Genomic DNA, 16462 nt, shown 5'->3' on the forward strand with positions numbered 1-16462 from the left:
CCTTCAACAAAGGAATCCTGACATGAAAAGAATCGCATTTCTAACTGCTGCAATCCTGCTGCAGAGCTGCTCCAGTGTGGTCGATCACAAGCAAACGGCCACCTTGAGCGACGCCGATAAAAAACAATTAGTCACCGTCACCCAAAGCCTTCCCGCTGAACACCAGGCTCGCTACGCCGCGCGCCACCCGGTGGAAACACTGGAATTTTTTGGCATAAAGCAAGGTGATACCGTGGTAGAAGCATTACCCGGAGAAGGATGGTACTCAAAGATTCTACTGCCATATTTAGGCGCTGAAGGCCGATTGATTGCCGTTGATTACAGCCTGAATATGTGGCCGGAATTTGGCGGATTTGCGACACCGGAATTTATTGCGCAGCGCAAAGCCTGGCCAGCACAATTTGCGGTCGATGCCAAAACCTGGGGCGGAGCAAATGGCGCTAAGGGCGAGGCCTATACCTTTGCCAATATGCCGGCCGAGTTAACCGGAAAAGTGGATGCGGTTTTATTTATCCGCGCCCTGCACAACCTCGCGCGCTTTGATGCAAAAGGTAATTATTTAAAACAAGCGCTTGCAGAAACTCATCGCGTATTAAAACCTGGCGGTGTTGTCGGCATAGTTCAACATGCGATGAGCGAGGACAAACCCGATGCATGGGCTGATGGCAGCCGTGGCTACTTAAAGCGCTCATATGTAATTAGCGCCATGACCGCCGCCGGTTTTGAATTTGTGGGCGAAAGCGATATCAATAAGAATCCGAAGGATGATCCGCAAGCCGATGACAATGTATGGCGCTTACCACCAAGCCTGAGCGGAACTGAAGAACAAAAAGCAAAAAATCGTCTAATCGGCGAATCCAACCGTATAACGCTTTTGTTCCGCAAGAAATAAAGCGCTCAATGAGTTGATGGTGTAGCAACCGACACCATTAACTCGCTGATTTACTGGCGGGCATTGTCGTAAATTAATCGCGCGGACTCTGCGCAACAATAGCTCACCAGAGGAATGAAACTGTGGAAGATTTGGTTAGACTCGTATATGCCAGTGAGGCGACGTTTTCCGGCAACAGTGCAGCTCAGGGAATAGAATTGGAGGTTGGTAGAATTCTTTCCGAGTCGCGCCGCAATAACGCGCGAGCACAAGTGGGCGGGGTGCTCTATTATGGAAATGGTTATTTTTTCCAATGCCTGGAAGGTGAGCGCGATGCCGTGGTGCAAACATATCAACGTATTTGCACCGACCCACGCCACAAAAATGCCAAAATTTTACTCAAAGGCTTTACCAAGCGCCGGTTATTTCAAGATTGGAGCATGAAATATTTACCGGCCGAAAAAAATCTTCGCGATTTTTTAGCGCAACACGGGTTGAGCGAATTCTCACCTTTTGGTTACGATCGTGAAATGGTTGGCCGCTTGCTGATCTTTTTCCAACAGACCAAAGAATCTGGTGAACTTGCCGAACACAGCACAGAACATTCCCCAGCCGCCACAAGCACCCCAACCAAACCCGGTTGGCGCAGGCTATTTAACCGCTGATACCAATAACACAGCAGTATTGCCCGCCACTTGGATCGCAATTTACGACATTTACAATCCACCCGAGTAGCACTGAAAAACAAAATCCATTGATGACATTATTTGCAAACACAACAGGATAAGGTTATTGCTCAGAAAAAATAGTAAACTACAAAAGCAAATCACTACTTTTGTAGCAGGACAGTAGATACATTTTTCATATACCAGCACATGAAAACGATGCGAACCAAGAAGCCAGCTTAATACAGAGATAACGACATGCTATTCAACAAAGCCCCCTTTGCTTTCAATATCAAAGAATTGGAAGCCCTGGGAGAAAAAAACCACAGCACTTATGTAAATGCAAAGCCCTTTCCGCATATCGTTCTTAACGATTTCTTACCAAAAAAACATGCCAACTATGTTTTACAAGAATTTCCTGATACAAATTCCCCTATTTGGCTGGACTGGAAACAACGGGATCTTGTTCATCAGCCAAAAAAACAAGGCATAGGCCATGCATCAAGGTTGATTGATGTTTCACCTTACTTGTTAAACATGTTATCTACATTCAATTCATATCCTTTTTTAAATTTTTTAGAAAAGCTGACCGGCATCGAAAAACTATTACCTGACCCCTATTTTCACGGTGGTGGGCTGCACCAAATACTCAGTGGCGGAAAGCTAGCAGTACACACCGACTTTAACGATTTAAAAGCACTTAACCTGTATCGCCGCATCAATGTTTTATTTTATTTAAACAAAAATTGGAAAGAGGAATACAACGGCGAATTAGAGCTGTGGAATGATCAGCTCACCCAGTGCGAAGTTGCTATCTCACCGCTATTTAATCGACTGGTGGTTTTTAATACCGATAAAAAATCGTTCCACGGCCATCCAAAGCCATTAAATACCCCCGAACACATTACCCGTAAATCAATCGCACTTTACTACTACACAGCATTGCCCAATGCAGAAGAGCACTACGATGGAATTACTGATTGGCAGGACATTCCGGACTAATCACTAATGACGAATTGTATTCGGATGAATGCAACTCATGTCCTCCTCCGCCAATTCGCTCGCCGCCTTTTTTAAACTGGGTGCGCCAGCGAACTGAAAACATAGGTTAAAAAGGTGTCTGATAAGGGCACACTTAACCCTATTGTTATACGAGGAGATTTAAAATGGATATTCGCGTCGGCTACGAATTAATTTATGACTGTCCGCAGCCAACTCCCATGCTGCTGACATTAAACCTGCACTACACGCGCGCCGCTGACATAATTATTCCTGATCACATCATCACTAACCCTGCTGTTCCCATCACCGCCTACCGCGATGATTTTGGCAACTGGTGCAGCCGCATTGTGGCACCTCCTGGAACCTTCACGATTTCAACAGAAGCGCGAGTGAGGGATTCGGGACTACCCGATCCTGTATATCCAAACGCATATCAACATGCGGTAGAAAATTTACCGTCTGACACGCTCGTCTATTTACTGGGTAGCCGTTACTGCGAGACAGATCGGCTCTCCGATCTCGCGTGGAACTTATTTGGCAATACCCCGATGGGTTGGCCGCGGGTACAAGCCATTTGCGATTTTGTGCACAACCATATTAAATTCGGCTATCAACACGCGCGCGCAACCAAAACCGCACTCGAAGCTTATAATGAACGATTGGGTGTATGCCGCGACTACACACACCTTGCCATTACTTTTTGCCGCTGCATGAATATTCCCGCACGTTATTGCACTGGTTATTTAGGCGATATAGGCGTACCCATTTCACCTAACCCGATGGATTTTTCGGCTTGGTTTGAAGCCTATCTTGATGGGCAATGGCATACCTTTGACCCGCGCAATAATATTCCGCGCATCGGCCATCTTCTTATTGCGCGCGGACGCGATGCAACCGATGTCCCTCTCACCAATGTATTCGGCACCAACACGTTAAAACGTTTTACCGTGTGGACCGATGAAGTAAAAAATTAACTGCTATGAATGACAATCAAGCACTGTCGACACTGTTATTGCCAACCGAACCCGCTGCAGTTGAACTATTCAATCAACAAGGCAAAAGTAATCTGGTATTGGTATGTGATCACGCCTCTAATCGAGTACCTGTATGCCTGGATAAATTGGGTTTGAGTGATGACCAGCTCGCAGAGCATATTGGTTGGGATCCGGGCGCCGCTACAGTCGCACGCCTGCTCGCAAAAGCACTTGATGCGCCGTTATTATTGAGTGGTTACTCAAGATTGGTCATTGATTGCAATCGCCCAATCGAGAGCAATGAATTAATTCCCGAGCAGAGCGCAGGAATAGTCATTCCTGGAAACCAGAATTTATCCGCATATGAGCGCGCAGATCGCATCCAGAATCTATTTATTCCCTATCACGATGCCATAGATGCATTACTAGATGCGCGCCTGCTCAGCAACCCCAAGCATCCCACTCTCTTTTTGAGTATTCACAGTTTCACACCTTTCCTGTTTAATCAGCAGCGTCCATGGCATATTGGTGTCTCACATAAAAGTGATGCCCGCTTTGCCAAAGATTTATATCGCGCATTGGTCCAACAAGGCGATATTATAGTCGGCCTTAACGAGCCCTATCCGATTGAGGATGCATTCGACTACAGCATTCCAACACATGGAGAAGCACGAGGTCTGCCCTGTGCAATGATTGAAATTCGTCAGGACGGATTAACAACCGAGACAGGGATCGAACGCTGGGCGGCACGTATTGCACGCGCCTATCGCGCTATTGATTTAGCATATTGAGATTTATTCATGCAGAAAAATCCTACTGGAATCTTTATTCACTACCTGCACCAACTCAAAGTGATAGTAGAGAAAATTGCGCTTCACCAGCAACAAAATCCCACCCTACTGCATAGCAGTTTGCACAGCGATATGCTGCCACTGCTCGCGCAGATACGCACAGCAGCTAATTTTTCCCTACGCACCTGTTGTCCGCTAGCAAAGCGCGAGCGGATTAGCTTTGATAACCAACAGGAAAACTATGCAGGTTTACAACAACAGCTTGATGAAACAATTACATACTTGCAAGCGATACCTGCTGCTGAACTTCATCAGCCACCCGCACACATTCAGGATAAGGCAGGCTTTACTGAATTGGATTTAGCCGCAGATGAATATGTGAATTTTTATGCTTTACCCAATTTCTTCTTTCACCTTTGCATGGTTTATAGCATTGCCCGCCATGCCGGTGTGCCGCTCAGCAAAGGCGACTTTGACGGCTACCATCAGTATCCGACCGGTTTTTCGTTCGTTTAATTGTTCAACCGCAATCTATACCACTCACTTCATAAACCGGTAAAATCCCTTGCTTTATAAGAAAAGCAAAAATAAAACCACAATGGAAAAAACACAGCAATCAAGTACCCACAACAAGGAGATAAAAGTATCTATGCGATCTATAAAAACCAACCCCTGCATCATTATCAGCCTGATTACATTGTTATCCGCCTGCGTACCATCTACACCGCAAAAGAGTGTAAAACGGCTTGATCTTACCGATGGCAGCGCTGACTCTTTATATTTACAAGCAAACTATAACCACGCTGGTGGCCGAATTACCCAAGTAGAAATTGAACAGCGCGATGCACAGATGGATATTATTTTGTCAGGTGCAGAGGATGCATCAGGCAGGGGTGAGCATCGTTTACGTTATCTGGATCAACCCAACCCTGACAGTAACCAACTGGTCGGATCAGTGAACGTTGATTCACAACACCGCTTACAACAAGTTTCTGTTCGCTCTGTTTTTCATGTTGACGACCAAGGGCGATTCCAGTTTGATGTGTCCCCCGAGCTCAGCATGATGCGCATCGAAAGTAGCTATAGCACGGCAATGCGAGCCATTAATATTGATCTGGATAAATTTGGCGCAGGTATAGTGCTGAATATGAAGGTGCCCGTGTACAAAGTCATTAGCCTGAATCTATCGGAAAATTGGTTGCGCTACTCGGGCGACACCAATCAATCGACACTGTCCCTTTATTTGCGAGTGCAGCCAAGCAAAAACCTTCATGTCGATATCGGGCAGTATCGCAGCTATCTTGATTTTGGCACCGACAGTCAACTTTCATACGAACAACGTGTACCCGGCTCCCAACCTTGTGGCGAAAACTGCACTTACATTTACGACGATACGAAAAACTCGGACGTTGAAATTGAGACTGCAGGCTATCGTGTAGGTTTAGGCTGGTATTTCTAACTTTAAAAATAATCCAGTCTACATTCGGTTTGCCAACACCAGTATCTCTGCTGGAGCCAGATCGCGAATTTCCACACAGTGAATACCCGACGCCAATCGCCTAACAGGTTTGCTACTGCCTACCACATCAATCAAATGATTAGCATCGGCGGCTTGTGCAGTATTCACCACCACCGTCAATACGCTGCCCAGCGGATTTAACGCGCTATCTATTAAAATATCCGCACCGCGCCATTGTGTGCCGTGCGGGTTGAGCACAATTAAAAATTCTTCGTCATCGAGAATGCGCGACCAGGCAATGATTTCACCGTTACCATAAACCGCGAATGGATTACCGAGAAAAGTGATCGGACGCAAATATTGGCGGCCAACACGCAGCGCCGGAAATTGCGCGCGCGCCTGCGCCATCGCTTGAATGCGTATGTAGGCACTGCTAGCAGGATCAAAGCAGTGATGCCCCACCGTTCCGAAGGGACCAAACCCCGGTAAACTTTCATCGCAGGGATTCGCTGCCGAATCCAAACCGGAAAGTCCATCTTTGCGCGGATGCTCCGCACCAAATAATGTTTCGCGCAGGTAGCGGTCATTAGATCCGAATCCTTCCAGCCAAATTCGCTCGGCGAGCTCCGGACCACCCAAGCTCTGTTCGGTGCCGTAATAAATGCAGGGAATACCCAAGGTGAATAATTGTATGCCAACTGCTGCAGCCACTTGATTGGGCGACGCGGCCTCCGCCGAGAAACGAATTTTTTTGCCAAACACGTGATCGTGATCGTCCAAAATAGATACGTGCTTTTCGCCCACTACACGATGCGATCCCATCACTGCATTGCCCGGATTAAAACCGGCAAAATAATCAGAGGGATGCTGCAAACCTTTAGCAACCTGATTAAGCGTAATGCGCATGCCGCCAATATCCAACGCTGCATTTAAATTGCGACTAAGTACATTTAAATAACGATCTTGTTCAAAATCGCCGCCCGCAATTTCACCCACCAGAAAAAAATTACTTTTCCCCAAATTCGCGGCGAACTCTTTAATAGTGCCGCAAAAATTGCGCGCCTGTTCAAAGGAGACATGTTTGAGTGTATCTATACGGAAACCATCGCAATCGCACAGTGCAATCCAATATTTAAAACAACTGGCAAGCTCACTCATTAATTGCGGATGATCAAGATTAAAATCTTTGAGCGTAAAAAAATCTGTGCGCTTATGTTCGGCTTGTGGATCGTCAATACTACCTGCCCCTAAATTACCGGCACCGGCGCGTGTATATTTTTCGGGATCTTGCAGTTCGCTTGGCCACACACCCTGCTCATCGCTTGCGATCACGCCCACATCTTCACCTTGCTCACCGCGCCAGGCGCCAAACGCATGCCGGCCGCTAGTGTAATGAGGCTGGAATTTCCCACCGGGTAAATTCGCAGGATAAGTCCAATTGTCGCCCGAGTGATTGAAAATGATATCGAGAATAATGCGCATGCCTTTGCTGTGCGCGAGCGCAACTAAATCCACCAGTGTTTTGCGATCGCCAAAATGCGGATCTATATCCAGAAAATCCTGAATGCCGTAACCGTGAAATGAATTGAGATGGCCGCGCTGCTTAAACACCGGACTGAGCCAAATAGTGGTGATGCCCAGATTTTTTAAATAATCCAATTTGGAGGCAACACCACCAAGATTGCCACCCTGCCAGCGCTCGCCGCCGGATTGCGACCACAAATCCCAACGCCAATTTACCGGACGGGCTGCGGCAAGGTTGGTGCGGTCGAGCAATGGCCGCTGGGCTTCAAGGCCATCGCTAAAACGATCAACCAACAGGAAATACAGGGTTTCGTTGCGCCAATCCGCCGGGGAGGGAAAATAATTCATGCGGCGCGGCAGCTTTACTGTGCGGATAGCCGCAGGGCGCGGCGCATTGAGAATAGTTTGAGTGAATGACATAGCGGGAAATCTCCTTCGGCAGCGGCCGTATTCCGATGACTACTCTATGCTGGATTGGCTGTTCAAAAAACGAACCAGCCAGATTCGACTCTAACACCGGGTTTTGACCACCAGCTAGCAGAAGCGCGGGTCTTGCTATGCTGTTTTGGCTCAAACGCCCCCCTTTTGATAACCCAATAATCCATTTGCCAAAAAAATATTCCGCTACTATGGCGGAATATTCATCCTGCATCGTCATGGACTATGAGGAAATCACCTTGGTGGCTGAAGCCCATGACCTATAACAACAAATCGAATAACGATTCACTTACTACCAAACCAATGACGGACAACACAAAGCAGGACAATATCGCCAACCTGTTTGTGGCCCTGCGCAGCACGCTTGCACGTGCGGTATCGCGTTTGGTACCGCCCAAGGAAGTGGAAGACATAGTGCAGGAAACCTATGTGCGCGTTTGCCAGGTAGAGACGCCGGAGCAGATCCAGTTCCCGCGCTCGTTTATGTTGCGCACCGCGCAAAACCTGGCGCTGGATCACCTCAAACGCGCTGAAACGCGTTTAAGTGTTAGCTTGGATGATGATTTGGATCTGGAGCTGGTGGGATTTACCACCCGCGCCGATGAAACCTTTGATCGCGTTGCGGCCAATCAGGAATTTGGTTTTTTTTGCGAAGCGGTGCGGCAATTACCGCTGCAGTGTCGCAAGGCGTTTGTATTAAAGAAAGTCTACGGTTATTCGCAAAAAGAAATTGCCCTTAACCTTGATATCAGTGAGAACACTGTGGAAAAGCATATCGCCACCGGCATTAAACGCTGCGCGCAATTTATGGCTGAGTTAAAGCAAGGCACTGGCCCGCGCCAGACAACCTCATCGCTCGCCAAAAATATGGGCGCCCAAGAGCGGAGTAAATCATGAATAATATTATTGATTTCCCCAACCGCGAACAAATTTACGATCAGGCAAGCCTGTGGATCGCGCGCATGGATCGCGAACTATCTGCGCAAGAGCAGCAGGAATTAAGCCACTGGCTCAACGCGAGCGAACAGCATCGCGCGGTATTATTTGAGATGGCGGAATTGTGGGACAAGATGGACAGCCTCGCGCGCCTCGCCGATTTATTTCAAGCGCCGCAGCAAACATCAGTATCACCACACGCGCGCAAACCACGTTTTTACGGCGCGATTGCCGCATCGCTGGTGTTGGTTGCGCTGGTATTTGGCTGGAGCTTTTCCACACCGCAATCAGCCTCACTAATAGCGTGGCTGCACAGCGACCAAGCAGTTGTTGATGGTGTTTATGAAACTGCTGTGGGTGAACACTCCAATGTGAACTTACCGGATGGTTCACTGCTGGTGTTAAATACTAATAGCCGTGTGATCGTTAAATACAGCGAAGATCATCGCTTATTTTTATTGGAGCGCGGTGAATTAAATATTGAAGTGGCACACGATAAATCTCGCCCACTGAGCGTGGTCGCGGGCAATAAAGTCGTACAAGCAGTAGGCACTGCATTTAATGTGCGCATCCGCAATGACAACGAAGTTGCACTGTTAGTAACAGATGGAAAAGTATTGGTTGCCAAAAAAGAAGTGCAACAGACGATTGAAAAAATCGTCGCCGAGCGTTTGCCCGCCACCTCCATGGCGGTAGCAAAAGGTGAAAAAGTGGTGCTAGGCGCAAAGCAGGAAACTATCGCCAAAGCGGACGATAATGAAATCACTGCGCAGCTCAGCTGGCGGCAAGGCAATCTGGTATTTCGCGGCGAAACATTGGAAGACGCCTTGGTGGAAATTAATCGCTACACCTCAGTGCAATTTGAAGTGATTGATGAAAGCATTAAACAAGAGCGCATTGCCGGACTATTTAAGGCAGGTGATGTGGATGGTTTGCTCGCTGCATTGGAACAAAATTTTAATATTCACAACCAGCGTATTGGCAACAATAAAATTCGGTTAAGTGCCAAATAAGCGCAATAACGATTCGTATTCAGGGCACCGCTGACGCTTAATACATCATGGTGCGAATAACTACTCACTGCAAGATTTTTGCAGTGAGTGTTTGGCGGTTGAGCAATTTCCTGTTTTATCGCGAAAATTTTTTCCCTCGCCCACCTAAAAAGTCTGCCAGACTATATCCAAGTTTATTGCGCCCACGCTTGTTCCTTGGCGCACAAGTCTTTAAGCTCTAGCATCAAGTATTACCACTACGAAAAAAGAATCCGGCTATATTGTGCGGCGCGGGGTTCCAATAACAACTATAAAGCGACAACAAAATCACAATAATGTGTTCACAGTGCAAATGTCCTCATTGAGATGGCGGAAAAAAAATTGCCCATCGTCTATTAAGCACGCGAGCAAGATGCTCGCGGCTGAGGTAAACGAGCAGGCAATTTTTCGGTTACTGGTTTTTGCCCTCGCGGTAGGCACACCTATGCCTGCGTGGGCGGAAAACAATTCTCTCGCTAAAATTATCCAGTTCGACATTCCTCAGCAACGGGCAGATCTTTCGCTCACTGAGTTTGCCGAGCAGGCCGATATTACGCTGATATTTCCGTTTGATGATGCAGCGAAAATAATCACCAATAAATTGGCCGGTCGCTATTCCATCGAAGATGCTGTAAAGCTCTTGGTGGCAAACACCAAACTCAGTGTGAAGATTGACGAGAAGGGTCTGCTGACCATTACGACCAATCAGTCTCACGAGGAGTTGGATTCAATGCACAATAAAAATAAACTCAGCGCTATTATTGGCTTATTAACCTCCGTTGCCGGCACCCAGGCAATCGCCCAAGACACACCCCTTCCATCAGGTGCAACAGAACAAGTCGAAGAATTAATGGTGACCGGTATTCGCGGTAGCTTGCAGCGGTCAATGGATGTTAAACGCGCGTCAGGTGGTGTGGTCGATGCCATCTCCTCCGAAGACATCGGTAAGTTTCCCGATACCAACCTCGCCGAATCATTGCAGCGTATTACCGGTGTGTCTATCGACCGCTCAGGTGGTGAAGGCCAATTAATTACCGTGCGCGGTTTCGGCCCCGAATTTAACACCGTATTAATTAATGGCCGTCAAATGGCGACCGAAAATTTATCGCGCGCATTTAGTTTCGATACAGTTGCTTCTGAACTAGTGAGCGGTTTGGAAGTGTATAAAACCTCATCCGCAACTATGCAATCCGGCGGAGTTGGTTCAACTGTCAACGTAAAAACCGCGCGCCCATTTGCTATTGGTGATTTCAAAGTCGCTGGCAGTGTGAAAGCCGCCATGGAAGAAAACAGCGAAGAAACCACACCGCAAATTTCCGGCTTGATCAGCAATGTCTTTAATGATGGAAAATTCGGCGCACTGCTTGCGGTATCACATCAGGAGCGCGACACCCGTTTAAATCAAGCACAAATGGACGGATGGCTGGAAAATGTCGGCATCCCCACCTCTGAATTAAATGGCGGTGCGGGCGTGCCTGCAGGCACTACGATTTTTTCGCCACGTAATTACGATCACAAAGTCACCTTTGAAGAGCGCACCCGTACTAACGCGTCGCTTGTGCTGCAATTCGCCGCAACCGATGATTTAACCATTACCACCGACGCTATTTATTCCGATTTTGATGTAGAAACCAATGCGCTTTCATATGGCCACTGGTTCACTGCACCGAATATCACCGATGCAGTGACCGACGAAAACGGCACCGTCATTGATCTGCGTCAGGAAGTCGGCTTGGCAACGGACATGCACGCGAAAAAATTTGATCGCCTCACTTCTAATTCATTGTTCGGGGTTAATGCCGATTGGCAAGTGAATGACAAATTGAATTTGAATTTTGATGTCACCACCTCAAACGCCAAACGCGATGCCAATAATGGCGGCGGCGATCAACTTTCTTTGATTGGTTATGCCAACCGCGTGCGCTTCCAGGTGGACGACAATATCCTGCCTTATGCGAGTGAATTTGCCACTGCCGACGCAAGTATTTTCTCCGGTCAACAAGAATTGGATGGCACTGCTTATCGCGATCCAAGCGCACCCAATTATGTTGCACCGGCAGGTGTAGGTGATTTGCTTGATAAAGACAATAGCCGTGCACACGTAATGTTGCGTCGCGGTTGGGCGGTGGATGACGAAGTCAACCAATTCAAAATGGACGGCACTTGGGATGAAGGCGGCGATTCCGGTTTAGTAAAAATTAAATTCGGCACTATGTTCTCCAGTGAAGACAAAGCACTGGAGCGCTGGGATAACGAAGGTGTCGGCATTCACTGTACCTATTGTGGCTATCCTGATTCGCCCGTGATTCCTGCAGATATGCAATATATTTTTGATGCGGGCGATGATTTCCTCAGCGATGTCAGCGGCAGTGGCCGCATGCCAACGCAATGGCTCGCGCACGATGGCGAAGCGCAATTTGCTTATCTCGAAAGTACCAGCGGCAAAAATTTTGATGCAGTGAAGCGTGATAATTCCTTCGTCGTTGAAGAGGATACCTTATCGTTTTATTTAGAATCTGAATTCGCTGGCGATTTGAGCGGCATGCCTGTTTCTGCCATTGGTGGTGTGCGTGTTGAATCCACCGATGTCACTGTCACAGGCACTGAAGCTCCCGTCACTGGCTTGCGTATTTTGGATGAAACCGAAATGCTCGCGCAATTTGGTGCAGCACAATCGATTAACGTCGATAATAGTTACGATGCAATCCTACCCAACATGAGCATCAAACTGGATATAACCGATGACATGGTTGTGCGCATGGCGGCATCCAAAAGTTTAACGCGCCCCACTCTCACCAGCATGGCACCCGTGACAGTAATTACCACAACCCGCCAGGGTGGCAACCTCACCTCCACCAGTGGTAACGCTGCACTCAAACCCTTTGAATCCGACAACTTTGATTTAAGTTGGGAGTGGTATTACGGCGATGCCAGTTATGTATCTGCCGGTTATTTCAAAAAAGACGTAGCGAATTTTATTGTCAACACGATTGCCGATAAAACCTTCACATTACCCAGCGGCAGTTTGTTACTCGACCCATCAACCGGTAGCGACACCGGCGCCGCCGATGCCAACGATTCAGTGGCGGTATTTAAAAATACCCTGCCCAACAATGGCGAAGATGCCACGGTAGACGGTGTTGAACTCGGCGTGCAACACACCTTCGGCGAAAGTGGTTTTGGCATGATGTTTAACGCCACACTGGTGGATAGCGATGCAGAACTCGACCCGGCCGATGTTACACAAGTATTTGCGCTCACCGGTTTAAGTGATTCCATGAACCTGGTCGGCTTTTACGAACAAGGACCAATACAACTACGTTTAGCTTACAACCAACGCGGTGAATTTGTGCAATCGCTTACTCAGAGCAATGGCAACGGTCCTACCATCGTAGAAGATTACGAGCAATGGGATTTAAGTGCGAGTTACGATGTTACCGATGAAATTACCGTCTTCGTTGAAGGCATTAATCTCACCGAGGAATACACCCACAAACGCGGCCGTTACGACAACCACTTATTGTTAATTGAAGACAGTGGTCGCCGTTGGGCACTGGGTGTACGTGCGAGTTTTTAATCACGTTAGATGTCAGGTGAACAACTCATAGCCTATGTCCGCTATGATTTTTAGGCCGCTGTTTTTTACAGCGGCCCTTTTTATTTCACAACCTGTTTCATTTTTTTGTTTGTCATTAATGTCCCTACACGGGATTGCAATGTGAGTTACCGACGGGTGCGCTATGAATAATAAGATATCCAATATCGTGATAGTCGGTGGGGGCACTGCTGGCTGGCTTACTGCGGGGCGTATCGCAGCACACCATCGTGCGCAAGATGGCAAACATATTCGCGTCACTCTGATTGAATCCCCCAATATTCCCATTATCGGCGTAGGTGAAGGTACCTGGCCGACTATGCGCTCCACCCTGATGAAATTAGGCATTTCCGAAACCGATTTTATTCGCGAGTGCGATGCCTCATTTAAACAGGGCGCAAAATTTGCGCGTTGGGTAACAGGTACTGCCGATGATTTTTATTATCATCCCTTAATGTTGCCGCAAGGGTTTGGAAAAACCAATTTGGCAGCGCACTGGCAGGCGGCACGCACCAAAAAGCAATTACAAAAATCCTTTTCAGACGCAACCTGTTTTCAAGAAGCCGTGTGTGAACAGGGCTTGGCGCCCAAGCTAATCACCACACCGGAATTTAATTCCGTCGCCAACTATGCTTACCATTTAAACGCAGGAAAATTTTCCACCTTCTTGCAAAAACACTGCTGCACAAAACTCGGCGTGCAGCATGTGCTAGCCGATGTTATCAGCATCAATTCAGCCGACAATGGCGATATAGCCTCGGTCAACACAGCGCAGGCGGGCACTATCGAAGGCGATTTATTTATCGATTGCAGCGGCTTCCAATCGCTATTGCTTGGCCAACATTTGCAAGTGCCTTTTATCGATTGTAGCGATGTATTATTTATCGATACTGCACTCGCTGTGCAAGTTCCCTATGAAAGCGAGGATGCGCCTATTGCATCCCACACCATTTCTACCGCACAGGACGCCGGCTGGATTTGGGATATAGGTTTGATTCATCGCCGCGGTGTCGGCCACGTTTATTCCAGCCACCATATCAGCGAAGAACAGGCGACCGAGCGCTTGCAAGATTATGTGGGTGCCGCGTTTAAAAATTTAACGGTGCGCAAGATTCCTATCCACTCCGGTCATCGCCAGATTTTTTGGAAAAATAATTGTGTCGCGGTGGGATTATCGGCAGGATTTTTAGAGCCGCTGGAAGCATCCGCAATCGTATTAGTGGAATTGTCGGCGAGCATGATTGCCGAACAATTGCCGGCCTGCCGGGAGGTGATGGGCATTACCGCCAAGCGGTTTAACGATACCTTCCGCTATCGCTGGGAACGCATTATTGATTTTTTAAAATTGCATTACATTTTAAGCAAACGCACTGACAATAGTTTCTGGAGCGACAACCGCGACCCGGCAACGATTCCGCACAGTTTGCTAGAACTGATGCAACTCTGGCGCTATCATCCACCCGGCGACCACGACTTCACCAGCAACAACGAAGTTTTCCCTGCCGCCAGCTACCAGTATGTCCTCTACGGCATGGGTTTTGAAACTGACTATAGTTACAGCCAACATTTGCTTCAGGATGTGGCTGTAGCACAGGAACAGTTTAGTAAAAACCAAAAAAATATTGAACAGGTCGTCCGCAGTTTACCCAGCAACCGCGAACTGCTAACAAAAATCCATTTGCATGGTTTGCAAACTATTTAATAGATCCTATAGCGCGCGGGAGATCTTATGACCAATTTTGTTGCCCTCCACAATCAACACCATCAACAGCTGCGTATCGATACCCAACTGATCGAATCCCTCGGCGCCACCAATAATATGGTGCCGGTAGTGATCAGCGAATTTTTGCGTTTGGTAGTGCACTACCCGATTGTGTTTACCAAAAGTAGTGAGACGGGCAATTTTTTGTGCGTTGCCCTGCTGGGGTTCGAAAGCGGTGAAAATTTATTCTGGAACAACAATCAATGGCAGAGCATTTACACTCCGCTCAATATCATGCGCCAGCCATTTTTTATCGGGCATGAAAATAACCAGACGCTGATTTGTATCGACACTGATAGCCACACCTTAACAACCGGGCAAGGTGAAGCGATTTTTGATTCAACCGGAAAAGAGACTGACTATCTGCACAAAATAAAATCCCGCCTCGCCGAATTACTTGAGGGTGAAACCCATACGCAGGAATTTATTAAAACATTGCTCGCACTGAATTTAATTATGCCCATGGCCCTGCATATCAGTTTTGCCAACGCTCAGCAGCAAAGAGTACAAGGTTTGTATACGATTAACGAAGAGCGTTTGGCGCAATTGGATGCAACCCAACTGATCACCTTGCAACAGCAGGGTTATTTACAACCCATCTACACCATGGTCGCCTCGCTGGGGCAGATCTACGCGCTGATCCAAAAAAAGAATGAGCGCTTGGGTAATGCATGAGTTAACCAGCCAACAAAAAATTCGCGTAGAATTTATCGGGCAGGAACAAAATCCGCTGCTGATTATCGATAATTTTTTTGCAACGCCGGAACAGTTAGTGGAGCAAGCGTGTACTGAGCCCGGTTTTATCGCACAGGCGAGCGATTTTTATCCCGGCTTGCGCAAACACATTACGGGGGATTATCCAGCGCAGAGCTTGCGCGCCCTAACCCCCTTGATGCGCGAGACATTTGCCATAGCCGCAGAGCGCACGGCCGAACTGAGCCTATGTGCATTTTCCCTCACCACTACACCGCCAGAAAATTTGCGCCCGATCCAATCGGTGCCTCATATCGACACCCACGACCCACAACAGTTTGCGATGGTGCATTACCTGTGTGCCGAATCTTTTGGCGGCACTTCTTTTTATCGCCATCGCAGTACCGGGTTTGAAACCATCACTCAAGAAAAATTTACCAATTACTTTAAAATTCTCAAACAAGAAGTGATGGACGAACAACAAAGCCGATTCAATTACATCAACGGCGATACCCGTTTGTTTGAACGCATCTACCAAGTTCCGGTCGTTTTTAACCGCGCGATTATTTACCGCAGCAATCAACTACATTCTGGCGATATCAACCTGCAATCGGGGCTTAGTACTGATCCGCGTACAGGGCGCCTTACCGCAAACAGCTTTTTCTCTTTCACCTGAACACCAATCCAAGCAGAAGCTCCCCGATCAATTCCCTAACCAGAA

At 47.6% G+C, this 16462-nt stretch carries 14 protein-coding genes; 13 read left to right on the forward strand and 1 reads right to left on the reverse strand.

Annotation, left to right across the window (positions count from 1 at the left end; translation table 11 throughout):
* The first annotated feature begins 22 nt into the window (after positions 1-22).
* The 7 genes from J2X05_RS01965 to J2X05_RS01995 all read left to right on the forward strand — a co-directional run bounded on the left by J2X05_RS01965 (position 23) and on the right by J2X05_RS01995 (position 5762).
* A complete protein-coding gene (locus tag J2X05_RS01965; protein ID WP_310067972.1) occupies positions 23-892 on the forward strand; it encodes a class I SAM-dependent methyltransferase in 870 nt (289 codons plus the stop codon).
* A gap of 122 nt (positions 893-1014) precedes the next feature.
* A complete protein-coding gene (locus tag J2X05_RS01970; protein WP_310067974.1) occupies positions 1015-1536 on the forward strand; it encodes a BLUF domain-containing protein in 522 nt (173 codons plus the stop codon).
* Between the two features lie 258 nt (positions 1537-1794).
* Positions 1795-2538, forward strand: a complete 744-nt coding sequence (locus J2X05_RS01975) for a 2OG-Fe(II) oxygenase (protein WP_310067977.1) — start codon at positions 1795-1797, stop codon at positions 2536-2538.
* 164 nt (positions 2539-2702) lie between these two features.
* Positions 2703-3512: a transglutaminase-like domain-containing protein gene (locus tag J2X05_RS01980; protein ID WP_310067979.1), complete on the forward strand. Its 810-nt coding sequence runs from the start codon at positions 2703-2705 to the stop codon at positions 3510-3512.
* Between the two features lie 5 nt (positions 3513-3517).
* Positions 3518-4303, forward strand: a complete 786-nt coding sequence (locus tag J2X05_RS01985; protein WP_310067981.1) for an N-formylglutamate amidohydrolase — start codon at positions 3518-3520, stop codon at positions 4301-4303.
* Between the two features lie 9 nt (positions 4304-4312).
* Positions 4313-4819, forward strand: coding sequence for a DUF1993 domain-containing protein (locus J2X05_RS01990; RefSeq protein WP_310067984.1), 507 nt, complete (start codon positions 4313-4315; stop codon positions 4817-4819).
* Positions 4820-4952: 133 nt separating this feature from the next.
* Positions 4953-5762: a hypothetical protein gene (locus tag J2X05_RS01995; RefSeq protein ID WP_310067987.1), complete on the forward strand. Its 810-nt coding sequence runs from the start codon at positions 4953-4955 to the stop codon at positions 5760-5762.
* 18 nt (positions 5763-5780) lie between these two features.
* Here the strand turns inward: J2X05_RS01995 and J2X05_RS02000 are convergent, their stop codons facing one another.
* Complete coding sequence (locus tag J2X05_RS02000) at positions 5781-7706, reverse strand: alpha-amylase family glycosyl hydrolase (RefSeq protein ID WP_310067989.1); 1926 nt, start codon at positions 7704-7706, stop codon at positions 5781-5783.
* Between the two features lie 273 nt (positions 7707-7979).
* Here J2X05_RS02000 and J2X05_RS02005 point away from each other — a divergent pair, with 273 nt between their 5' ends.
* The 6 genes from J2X05_RS02005 to J2X05_RS02030 all read left to right on the forward strand — a co-directional run bounded on the left by J2X05_RS02005 (position 7980) and on the right by J2X05_RS02030 (position 16417).
* Entirely contained in the window at positions 7980-8621 is a 642-nt protein-coding gene (locus tag J2X05_RS02005) for an RNA polymerase sigma factor (protein ID WP_310067992.1), read from the forward strand.
* Positions 8618-9673 carry a FecR family protein gene (locus J2X05_RS02010; protein ID WP_310067994.1) on the forward strand — a complete coding sequence of 352 codons (1056 nt, stop codon included), beginning with the start codon at positions 8618-8620 and terminating at the stop codon, positions 9671-9673. The genes J2X05_RS02005 and J2X05_RS02010 overlap by 4 nt, the downstream gene beginning before the upstream one ends.
* 391 nt (positions 9674-10064) lie before the next feature.
* Positions 10065-13268 (forward strand): TonB-dependent receptor, encoded by a 3204-nt coding sequence (locus J2X05_RS02015; protein WP_310067996.1) that lies wholly within the window; start codon positions 10065-10067, stop codon positions 13266-13268.
* A 163-nt stretch (positions 13269-13431) separates the two neighbouring features.
* Positions 13432-14988 (forward strand): tryptophan halogenase family protein, encoded by a 1557-nt coding sequence (locus tag J2X05_RS02020; RefSeq protein WP_310067997.1) that lies wholly within the window; start codon positions 13432-13434, stop codon positions 14986-14988.
* A 27-nt stretch (positions 14989-15015) separates the two neighbouring features.
* Positions 15016-15723, forward strand: a complete 708-nt coding sequence (locus J2X05_RS02025) for a SapC family protein (protein ID WP_310067999.1) — start codon at positions 15016-15018, stop codon at positions 15721-15723.
* Entirely contained in the window at positions 15701-16417 is a 717-nt protein-coding gene (locus J2X05_RS02030) for a DUF6445 family protein (RefSeq protein ID WP_310068001.1), read from the forward strand. The genes J2X05_RS02025 and J2X05_RS02030 overlap by 23 nt, the downstream gene beginning before the upstream one ends.
* Positions 16418-16462: the final 45 nt, after the last annotated feature.

Source organism: Cellvibrio fibrivorans (assembly GCF_031457055.1).
Classification (GTDB): Bacteria; Pseudomonadota; Gammaproteobacteria; order Pseudomonadales; family Cellvibrionaceae; genus Cellvibrio; species Cellvibrio fibrivorans.